At 54.9% G+C, this 9,667-nt stretch carries 9 protein-coding genes; 4 read left to right on the top strand and 5 right to left on the bottom strand.

The features are described 5' to 3' along the window. Positions 1-204: 204 nt before the first annotated feature. The 4 genes from ACN0VL_RS14780 to xseB all read right to left on the bottom strand — a co-directional run bounded on the left by ACN0VL_RS14780 (position 205) and on the right by xseB (position 4,217). Positions 205-882 (bottom strand): class I SAM-dependent methyltransferase, encoded by a 678-nt coding sequence (locus ACN0VL_RS14780; protein WP_417618694.1) that lies wholly within the window; start codon positions 880-882, stop codon positions 205-207. Between the two features lie 304 nt (positions 883-1,186). Then, positions 1,187-3,052 (bottom strand): 1-deoxy-D-xylulose-5-phosphate synthase, encoded by a 1,866-nt coding sequence (dxs, locus tag ACN0VL_RS14775; RefSeq protein WP_417618692.1) that lies wholly within the window; start codon positions 3,050-3,052, stop codon positions 1,187-1,189. Positions 3,053-3,073: 21 nt separating this feature from the next. Then, positions 3,074-3,949 carry a (2E,6E)-farnesyl diphosphate synthase gene (gene ispA, locus ACN0VL_RS14770; protein ID WP_417618698.1) on the bottom strand — a complete coding sequence of 292 codons (876 nt, stop codon included), beginning with the start codon at positions 3,947-3,949 and terminating at the stop codon, positions 3,074-3,076. 16 nt (positions 3,950-3,965) lie between these two features. Further along, entirely contained in the window at positions 3,966-4,217 is a 252-nt protein-coding gene (gene xseB, locus ACN0VL_RS14765) for an exodeoxyribonuclease VII small subunit (protein WP_417618690.1), read from the bottom strand. Positions 4,218-4,444: 227 nt separating this feature from the next. On the opposite strand from xseB, the gene pomA reads away from it, so the two are divergent. The 3 genes from pomA (at position 4,445) to thiI (ending at position 7,851) form a co-directional block, all read left to right on the top strand. Beyond that, positions 4,445-5,200, top strand: a complete 756-nt coding sequence (pomA, locus tag ACN0VL_RS14760; RefSeq protein WP_417618688.1) for a flagellar motor protein PomA — start codon at positions 4,445-4,447, stop codon at positions 5,198-5,200. Between the two features lie 44 nt (positions 5,201-5,244). Beyond that, positions 5,245-6,093: a flagellar motor protein MotB gene (locus ACN0VL_RS14755; protein ID WP_417618696.1), complete on the top strand. Its 849-nt coding sequence runs from the start codon at positions 5,245-5,247 to the stop codon at positions 6,091-6,093. 306 nt (positions 6,094-6,399) lie between these two features. Further along, positions 6,400-7,851, top strand: a complete 1,452-nt coding sequence (gene thiI / locus ACN0VL_RS14750) for a tRNA uracil 4-sulfurtransferase ThiI (RefSeq protein WP_417618686.1) — start codon at positions 6,400-6,402, stop codon at positions 7,849-7,851. Between the two features lie 122 nt (positions 7,852-7,973). Here the strand turns inward: thiI and ACN0VL_RS14745 are convergent, their stop codons facing one another. After that, complete coding sequence (locus tag ACN0VL_RS14745) at positions 7,974-8,900, bottom strand: ketopantoate reductase family protein (RefSeq protein ID WP_417618684.1); 927 nt, start codon at positions 8,898-8,900, stop codon at positions 7,974-7,976. Positions 8,901-9,029: 129 nt separating this feature from the next. Here ACN0VL_RS14745 and ACN0VL_RS14740 point away from each other — a divergent pair, with 129 nt between their 5' ends. Further along, positions 9,030-9,512: a YajQ family cyclic di-GMP-binding protein gene (locus ACN0VL_RS14740; RefSeq protein ID WP_417618682.1), complete on the top strand. Its 483-nt coding sequence runs from the start codon at positions 9,030-9,032 to the stop codon at positions 9,510-9,512. Positions 9,513-9,667: the final 155 nt, after the last annotated feature.

The raw sequence follows: 9,667 nt of genomic DNA, 5'->3' as shown, positions 1-9,667 counted from the left end.
CCGAGCCCCCAGGGATGGGTTTATGGCGTGTCGTGGGAGCTGACTCTGTTTCCTCTGGTACTCAGCTTTAAAATAGAGCATATTTTTACTTAGATTGGTATAACTTCTTCGTTAAGACCTCCGTAGCGAAGCCAGCAGGCTTCGCTACCATGCAGCCATCGTTAGCGCTCTAACGAGCTGAACATAGCTAGTAAGCAGGCTCGGTTACTGGGGGAGTCCAGAGGGCAGGCCGCGGGAAAATTTCAGGATATGGCCCTTGAAAGGCTGCTCCAGATAAGCGGTGTTTTCCGGTTTGACCTCATGGTGGGTAAAGCCAAACTCGGCCATCTTTGTATTCAGTTTGTTTTTTCTGCCTCGGCCCGGATCAACCAGTATCACTTTGCATTGCGGCTTGGCATGTCGCTCAATAAAACCCGCCAGCATCATGACATGCTGATCTTCGTACAATAAGTCACTGCCAATAATTAAATCAAAAAGGCCCAGATTGCTGTGTTCATCCGCCCAGTCAACACGCTCGAAGGCGATCTCTTTGTTGTTATTGAGCAGGGTGTTTCTGTCGAGAAAATATTCTACCTTGGGGTGATAATCGGTGGCGGTAATGTCTGCGTGCCGTTGATTAAGCAGTATGCTCGACAAGGCAATGCCACAGCCGACTTCCAGAATACGTTTTCCTGCAATGTCGTAGTCCAGCATGTAATGGGCCAGTACCTGGCTCGAAGGCCATACCACACCAAACATGGGCCAGGACGCAGAGCAAATACCCAGCTCCTGGGCGATGCCCTTGGTATCGCTGAATTGCTGGTTGTCACGCAGCGTACATAAATGAATATCTTTATGGCCAACTTCAATCGTTTGATAACGAACGCGCACTGGCGTAGTCATAATGGATCCTGAATAGAAAGCAAAATTGCTAAAGTCGGCACGAATTGCCGGGATGAAAAATCACATTCAAAACAAGATTGGATAACTTGACAACAGTATGCCACATTTGGCGGCAACTTGCTGGTATTTGGCGTCGGGTGGGGTGCTGCGTGCCATCAATAGATTCATCTGGTGCGCCGCAGGCTGTAGCGCAATGGCGGATGGGGATGCTGGAGCTGGCTGTCCTTTAAAGACAAAAAAGCGGTGACGTTTGGGCCGGATCTGGCGTCAAATGTCACCGCAGAGTGTGATCATCGAAGAATGATCAGTGTGCTTGATACTCTTGAACAGACTGCACCATGCCTTCGGCATTCAGGCCCAGCTTGGCCAGGATCTGCTGTTGGCTGCCTTGCTCAATAAACTCATCGGGTAGCCCCAGGTTTAATACCGGCACTATTTTCTTGTGGCGCATCAGGCATTCATTTACCGCCGAGCCGGCGCCGCCCATGATGGCGTTCTCTTCTATGGTGACCAGCAGTTCATGCTCGGCCAGCAGTGACAACACCAGCGCCTCGTCCAGGGGTTTCACAAAGCGCATATCCACCAGAGTCGCGTCCAATTGCTCGGCGGCCGCTTCGGCCTCGGCCAGCAAGGTGCCGAAGTTGAGCAGGGCAATCTTGCTGCCCTGGCGGATCACCCGTCCCTTGCCCAGTTCGAGTGCCGTCATCTGTGCCTGTATTTCAACGCCGCAGCCGTTGCCGCGAGGGTAACGCACCGCGGCGGGGCCGGGATGCTGATAACCGGTGTAAAGCATTTGTCGACATTCGTTTTCATCGGCCGGAGTCATGATCACCATATTGGGAATGGTACGCATAAAGCTCAGATCGTAGGCTCCCTGATGAGTCGGTCCATCGGCACCCACTATGCCGGCCCGGTCGATGGCGAACAGTACATCCAGATTCTGCAGCGCGACATCGTGGATCAGTTGATCGTAAGCCCGTTGCAAAAAGGTGGAATAAATAGCGACCACCGGCTTTTTGCCTTCTATGGCCAGGCCGGCGGCCAGTGTCACCGCATGCTGTTCGGCAATGGCGACATCAAAATAGCGCTTGGGGTATTCCCGCGAAAAACGCACCAGGCCCGAGCCTTCGCGCATGGCGGGGGTAATGGCCATTAACTGTGGGCAGACCTGGGCCATATCGCACAGCCAGTTACCAAAAATACTGGAGTAACTGGGGCCGGAAGCGGCGCTCTTGGGCAAGCTGCTGTCGGCCGGGTTGAACTTGGGCACACCATGATAACCAATGGGATCCTGCTCGGCAGGCAGGTAGCCTTTGCCTTTGCGGGTCATGATATGCAAAAACTGCGGCCCCTTGAGCTTGCGCATATTGCGCAGCGTCTCGACCAGGGTATTGATGTCATGGCCGTCGATAGGGCCCACATAATTAAAACCGAACTCTTCAAAAAGGGTGCCGGGAATGACCATGCCTTTAAGGTGTTCTTCGGTGCGCCGGGCCAGCTCTTTCAGCGGCGGCAGTATTTCCAGCGCCTTCTTGCCGCCTTCGCGCAGGCTGCTGTATAACGAACCCGACATGATGCGTGCCAGGTGATTGTTGAGCGCGCCGACGTTTTCGGAAATCGACATCTCGTTATCGTTTAAAATAACCAGCATGTCTTTATGAATATCACCGGCATGATTGAGTGCTTCAAAGGCCATGCCGGCAGTAATGGCGCCATCACCGATAATGGCGGCTACCTTGCGGCCTTTCTGTTCCTGGTCGGCGGCAATGGCCATGCCCAGCGTGGCACTGATGCTGGTGCTGGAATGGCCCACGCTCAAGGTGTCGTATTCACTTTCTTCGCGCCAGGGAAAGGGGTGCAATCCCTGAAACTGACGGATGCTGGCCATGCGTTCGCGCCTGCCGGTCAGAATTTTGTGCGGGTAAGCCTGGTGGCCCACGTCCCACACCAAACGGTCGAACGGCGTATTATAGACGTAGTGCAAGGCCACGGTTAATTCGACCACACCCAGGCCAGAGGCCAGGTGTCCGCTGCTCTGGCTAACCGAATGCAGCAAAAACGACCTTAACTCTGCGCAGAGAGCGGGCAACCTGTCTTGAGGCAGGCTGCGCAATTCGTCGGGCAGGTTAGCCAGTGCCAAGGTTGGATAATCGGCAATATTCAGACTCATAAGCTTATTATTATGCTAGCTCTAAAAATCGCGTTTCACGATATAGTGAGCGAATGCTTCCAGTGTTTGAGTAGGATAGGGGATATCAGCCAGCGCGGACAAGGCCTGCTGCTGCAAGTCATCGGCAAGGGCGCGGGCACCATCAAGGCCCAGCAGGGCAGGATAGGTGCTCTTTTGCTGCACCAGATCCTTGCCCTGGGTTTTGCCCAGCGTTTGCGTGTCGGCGGTAATATCCAGAATATCGTCCTGCACCTGAAATGCGAGGCCAATGGCGTCGGCATAACGGCTTAAGGCAGTAAAGTGTGCTTCTTCCATATGGGGAGCACAGAGTGCGCCCAGGCGCACGGCGGCACGGATCAGGGCGCCGGTTTTGTGACGGTGCAGGCTTTCCAGGGTGGCGCTGTCTATGACTTTGCCTTCCGACTGAATATCCAGCGCCTGGCCGCCACACATGCCCAGATAACCGCTGGCCCTGGCCAGCTCTTGTACCATGCGTAATTGCCGCTGGGCACTCAGGCCGAGTTCGGGCTGGCTCAGCAGCTCGAAGGCCAGAGCCTGCAGGGCATCGCCGGCCAGAATGGCCGTGGCCTGGTTAAAGGCCTTGTGTACCGTCGGCTGGCCACGGCGCAGGTCGTCATCATCCATGGCGGGCAGGTCATCGTGGATCAGCGAATAGGCGTGAATGCATTCGATGGCGGCGGCCGCGGCGTCCTGGGCGGCATGATTGGGCTGGTCCAGCACGTCGCCACAGGCGTAAACCAGCATGGGGCGCACGCGCTTGCCACCTTGCAGCAGGCCATATTCCATGGCGGCTTTCAGTTCGGGAGCGAGTGGCGGAAGTGCGTTGATGGCCGCAGACAGCACGCGGGCAATGCGCTCATGATAGTGCTGCTGCATTTGAATAAAGCCCACGTTATCGTTCCTCTTGGCTCGGGGTGAAGGCCGCGAGTTGCTCTTCATCCTGTTGCAGCAGTATCTGAACCTGTTGCTCGGCCTGAGTTAACCGTTGTTGGCCGGCACGAACCAGTTGCACGCCTCGCTCAAAAGACTTGAGCGACTGCTCTAGACTCAGCTCACCCTCTTCAAGCTGGTTAACCAGGTTTTCCAGTTCAGCGAGGGCGCTTTCAAAATCCATATTTTCAGGTTTTTTGGTAGCCACGGGCATCCTCAGTCATTAAGCGGCAAAATAATGACTAATAGTATCATTGCCATCCCGCTTTTGGCGAAACTTATAGCCGCCACCAAACGGCGCGACGATAAGAGGTTAAGGATCTGCCGCTGCTGCCGATAATACCAATGGCGACAAGCTAAAGCATAACAAGGTAAGCTTGGCGCCACTATGAGCATAAAAACTGTGTCTACAAACATGTTATAACCAATGAGGGCCTTGCTTTGGATCTGGCAACGATTATCGGATTAGTCGGTGGCGTGGCATTTGTTGCCATGGCCATGGTGCTGGGAGGCAGCCTCGGTATGTACGCCGATGTCGCCTCGTTTTTTATTGTTTTCGTCGGATCGCTGTTTGTAGTGATGATGAAGTTCAACTTTGGTCAGTTTCTGGGGGCGGCCAAGGTGGCGGCCAAGGCGTTTATTTTCAAGCTGGAAAAGCCCGAAGAGCTGATTGAGCGAGTGCTGGTGCTGGCCGACTCGGCACGCAAGGGCGGCTTTCTGGCATTGGAAGAGGCGGAAATCACCAACCCCTTTCTGCAAAAAGCGGTGAATATGCTGGTGGATGGCCACGAACAAAACGTGGTGAAAATGGCGCTGGAAAAAGACATCGATCTTACTATTGAGCGCCAGGAGCAGGGCGCCAAGATATTTCGCGCCCTGGGCGACGTGGCACCCGCCATGGGCATGATAGGTACCCTGATTGGCTTGGTGGCCATGCTGGCCAACATGGATGATCCCAAGGCGATTGGGCCGGCCATGGCCATCGCCCTGCTCACCACCCTGTATGGCGCCATGCTGGCCAACATGCTGGCGCTGCCCATTGCCGACAAGCTGGAACTGCGCTCGGAAGAAGAGCGGCTTAACCGCACGCTGATACTGGATGCGGTACTGGGCATTCAAGATGGCCAGAGCCCACGGGTATTGCAGGGCTTGCTGGAAAACTACCTGGCCGAATCTAAACGGCCGAAGGAGGAGTAGTGGCTAAAAAGCGCAAACAGGTTGCCGCCGGAGCGCCAGCCTGGATGGCGACCTTTGCCGATCTCGCCACTATATTGATGAGTTTTTTCGTACTGCTGTTGGCCTTTGCCGAAATGGACGTGATTAAGTTCAAACAGGTGGCCGGTGGTATGAAGTACGCGTTTGGTGTGCAAAACCAGCTGGAAGCGCCCGACATCCCCAAGGGGACTTCGGTCATAGCTCTGGAATTTCGCCCGGGCCAGCCGCAGCCCACGCCCATCGACGTCATCATGCAGCAGACCACAGATTCGACGCAAGCCGAGCTGGACTTTCAGCCCGGTGAAGAAGACAGATCGGCGGGACAAAGCCGGGAAACCGGTAATTTAAGTGGCGGCGATCACTCGGATCCGCTGCAGGTCAGTCCGCAAGCCATGACCCTGGCAGAAGAATTGGCCGAAGAGCTGAACGATTCCATTGAGCAGGATGCCATCGAAATTGAAGCCCTGGGCCAGCAGATCATTATTCGTATCAAGGAGAACGCTTCCTTTTCGTCCGGTTCGGCTTTCTTGCAGCCCCAGTTCTGGCCTGTGGTGCGTAAAATTGGCGCCTTGCTCAAGGAGATTCCCGGTGAAATACTGGTGTCGGGCCACACCGACGATATACACAGTCAGAACGAGCTGTTTCGTTCCAACTGGGAGCTGGCGTCACAGCGTGCACTGGCGGTGGCCGATCAGCTGTTGAAGGTCGAAGGCTTTTCGGAAGAGCGCATGGTGGTGATGGGCATGGCGGGCACCCGGCCCTTGTTGCCTAATGACACCTCGGAAAATCGCCGCCGCAACCGGCGAGTAGAAATTACCATCTCTCAAGGCAAACCCAAATTTGCCGCGCCCCTAGACCTGAGCGAGCTGCGGTGAGGCAGTGAGGCATAAAAGGTGAAAGTAATCAGTCAGGCATACCCCGGGTCTTTTGCAGGGGCTGACCGATGCGCTCACCATCATGGCCAGACGGCGGTCGGATGAGTTCGGCCGACGGCAGTTGCACTGGCCCTGTTTTTCTCGCGGCCGACAGCGGCTCGAAGGCCGCTTTGTTTCCCCCTCACTCTTCTCGCCTTGCACCTCACTAACTATTTTTTGAACAAAAGCCCGGCATTAGGGTGTATAATGCCGGGCTTTATTTTTGTGTCGTTTACTTTCTTTAGTTGTTCTAGGCGTACCGCATTCATGAAATTTATTATCAAGCTTCATCCAGAAATCACGATCAAGAGCCGCTCGGTACGTCAGCGTATGTGCAAGCTCCTGCAAGGCAATATTCGTAATGTACTGTCACCGCTGGATGAACACATCAAAATACGGTCCGACTGGGACAAGCTGATCGTGCGCAGCAATATTTTTACCGACGAGCACCGTCTTGCCATGATAGACGCGCTGGCCTGTATTCCCGGTATTCAGGCGTTTTTAGAGGTGCAAGAACATCAGGTTTCCAGCCTGGATGAGATTCTGACCCATACCGAACAGGTATTTGGTGACCGGCTGGCAGGCAAGACCTTTTGCGTCCGCGCCAAGCGACGGGGCAAGCAGGTGTTCAGCTCGCTGGATGTTGAACGCTATGTGGGCGGTGGCTTGAACCAGCGCTGCAATACCGCCGGTGTAAAGCTGAAAAACCCCGATGTGCAGGTTAACCTGGAGCTGGATGGTGAGCGCCTGTATCTGGTCAATCAGCAATATGCCGGTCTGGGCGGTTACCCCATAGCGACTCAGGAGAGCGTGCTCAGCCTGATGTCCGGTGGATATGACTCGGGCGTGTCTTCTTATCAGTTCATCAAGCGCGGCAGTCGGGTGCATTATTGCTTCTTTAACCTGGGTGGCGAAGAGCACGAAGCCGGGGTGCGCGAAGTCGTTTACTACTTGTGGAAGAAGTACGGCTCTTCCCATCGGGTCAAGTTTATCTCTGTGCCCTTCGAGGGCGTGGTCGGCGAGATCCTGGAAAAGGTCGACAACGGTTACATGGGGGTGATCCTCAAGCGCATGATGATGCGCGCCGGTGCCGTGGTCGCCGAAAGGCTGGGCATTAATGCTCTGGTGACCGGTGAGGCCATGGGGCAGGTGTCGAGCCAGACGGTCACCAACCTGAATGTCATTGATCAGGCGACCGATACCTTGATCATGCGGCCACTGGTTGCTTACGACAAGCAGGACATTATAGATGTGGCTCGCCAGATAGGTACCGCCACTTATGCCGAAAAAATGCCGGAGTATTGTGGCGTTATCTCCAAGAGCCCGACCATCAAGGCCAAAATGGGCCGAGTGCTCGAAGAAGAAAGTCACTTCGACTTTGCCGTTCTGGATGCCGCAATTGAGGCGGCCATGGTAGAGGATATTCGCAAGCTTGAGCAAAAGTGGCAGTTGCCCGAGGTGGAGTTCAGCCAGGGAAGCGATGATGTCACCGAGGTGATCCTCGATATTCGCTCCCCGGAAGAGGAAGAAGAAACCCCCTTGGCGGTGCCGGGCCGGGAAGTCGTCGTGATGCCGTTTTTCAAGCTGTCGAGCCAGTTTACCGAGCTGGATCCCAGCAAAACCTATCTGCTGTATTGCGACCGTGGCGTGATGAGCCGCCTGCAGGCGATTCATTTAAAAGAGCAGGGCTTTGATAACGTGAAGGTGTACAAACCCTAACGGCAGCCAGAAGCGGCCAGCTGTAAGCTATAAGAAAAGCTTCGGCGTAAACAATAAAAACACCGAGCCTGTATCAGGTTCGGTGTTTTTTTTGCCGTGATGTCGGACTTGCTGCGGGGCGCTTAGCGCAGAATGCTCAGCTCCTGCTTGGTGGCGCCGCTTTTACGTTCTATTTCCTGATAAAGCTGGCCGCATACGGGAACGGGGAGGTTACCGGCGTTCGCCAGAATATAACCGCCGATATACTCGTTTTCGGTAGCGCGGCCGTGGGCCAGGTCTTGATGCATGGACGAGTAGTTGCTGGAGGTGAGCTCAATCACCTGCAGCAAGCGACGACGGAAGGCGTCTGGTGTTTCGGCCTTGTCACCGTCCAAACGGGCCATCACCTGATACACCTCTTCGCTCAATTGCGCCAATACATCGGCAAAGCGCGGCTCCAGCAATTGACCGTTGGTGATATTGTTGCAGGCGGTCAATGGGTTGATAACGGCATTGATGGCCAGCTTGCGTCGCTGATGCAGCACTATATCCTCGCTCCACTCGGCATGCCCCAGCGCCTTCTGCAAGGGTTTGACCAAATGGCTCCATGCCTTTGCTGCTTCATTCAAGGGCCCCAGCCAGGTTTCTCCCTTGCCGGTATGGCGCACCAGCCAGTCCCGCTCTTTGATGGCGCCATGACTGCTGACACCCGCCAGCAAGGGGTTGTTCGGAAACATTGCCTGTACCTGCTCGGACACGCCCAGCCCATTGTGTAACAGAATGATGGGGGTGCTGGCGGGCAGGTGATGCAATTCTTTTAATGCATCCACTACCTGATAGGCTTTGGTGAAGACCAGCAGGCATTCTACGGTGCGGGCATGCTCGGGAAAGCGGGGCCGACTCTGGATCAACTGATGCGTCCCGGTCAGGGTAATCAGATCCAGGCTGGGATGGAAATGGCCACGATGACGCTCCGACAACATCAAGGCGACGCTTTCTCCTCGTTGGCGTAACAGGCCCGTCATTACACAACCCAGAGCACCTGCTCCAAGAATGGTCCATTCCATCATCACTCTATCCCCTGAATTTTGTTATTATGCCTGTAAATTTAAGCCCTATACGTTAACCGTGAACTTTCACGGGCGCCAGCGTATTATTTTATCGCTGGCGGTTAATAAAACCGTTTAAAAGGAGTCATCATGCCGTCTTTTGATATTGTGTCTGAAGTTGAAATGAATGAAGTACGTAATGCGGTGGAAAATGCCAACCGTGAGCTGGAAACCCGTTTCGACTTCCGTGGGGTGGATGCCAGCTTTGAGCTGAAAGACGAGAAGGTGAAACTGAGCGCCGATGCCGAGATGCAGTTGCAGCAGATGCGGGATATGCTGCGGGGGGCCTTGATCAAGCGGGGTATCGATGTTCGGGTGATGGACCCGGGTAGTATAGTGCGCTCGGGCAAGCGACATATTCAGGAACTGGGCTTCAGGCAGGGTATCGACAGCGCTCTCGCCAAGAAGCTGGTCAAGCAGATCAAGGACAGTAAAATCAAGGTACAGGCGTCCATTCAGGGTGAGCAGCTGCGAGTGACCGGCAAGAAGCGCGATGATCTGCAGCAGGTGATGGCGCTGCTGCGCCAGGGCGAACAGGAGCAGCCGCTGCAGTTCAACAACTTCCGCGATTAACAGCGGTGAGGAGTGAGGTGTGAGGAATAAAAGCTGAGGAGAGCATGGTTGCGTCGGCCAAAGAGCCGGCTAACATTTTGCCTCACGCCTCACGCCTCACGCCTCACGCCTCACGCCTCACGCCTCACGCCTCACGCCTCACGCCTCACGCCTCA

This window comes from Oceanisphaera sp. (assembly GCF_048268965.1).
Lineage (GTDB): Bacteria > Pseudomonadota > Gammaproteobacteria > Enterobacterales > Aeromonadaceae > Oceanimonas.
This window is presented reverse-complemented; position numbering and strand designations above follow the sequence as displayed.

Coding starts and splice junctions, on each gene's coding strand:
- ACN0VL_RS14780 (WP_417618694.1), bottom strand. CDS start 882: ATGACTACGCCAGTGCGCGTTCGTTATCAAACGATTGAAGTTGGCCAT.
- ispA (WP_417618698.1), bottom strand. CDS start 3,949: ATGCAGCAGCACTATCATGAGCGCATTGCCCGCGTGCTGTCTGCGGCC.
- ACN0VL_RS14745 (WP_417618684.1), bottom strand. CDS start 8,900: ATGATGGAATGGACCATTCTTGGAGCAGGTGCTCTGGGTTGTGTAATG.
- thiI (WP_417618686.1), top strand. CDS start 6,400: ATGAAATTTATTATCAAGCTTCATCCAGAAATCACGATCAAGAGCCGC.
- xseB (WP_417618690.1), bottom strand. CDS start 4,217: ATGCCCGTGGCTACCAAAAAACCTGAAAATATGGATTTTGAAAGCGCC.
- dxs (WP_417618692.1), bottom strand. CDS start 3,052: ATGAGTCTGAATATTGCCGATTATCCAACCTTGGCACTGGCTAACCTG.
- ACN0VL_RS14755 (WP_417618696.1), top strand. CDS start 5,245: ATGGCGACCTTTGCCGATCTCGCCACTATATTGATGAGTTTTTTCGTA.
- ACN0VL_RS14740 (WP_417618682.1), top strand. CDS start 9,030: ATGCCGTCTTTTGATATTGTGTCTGAAGTTGAAATGAATGAAGTACGT.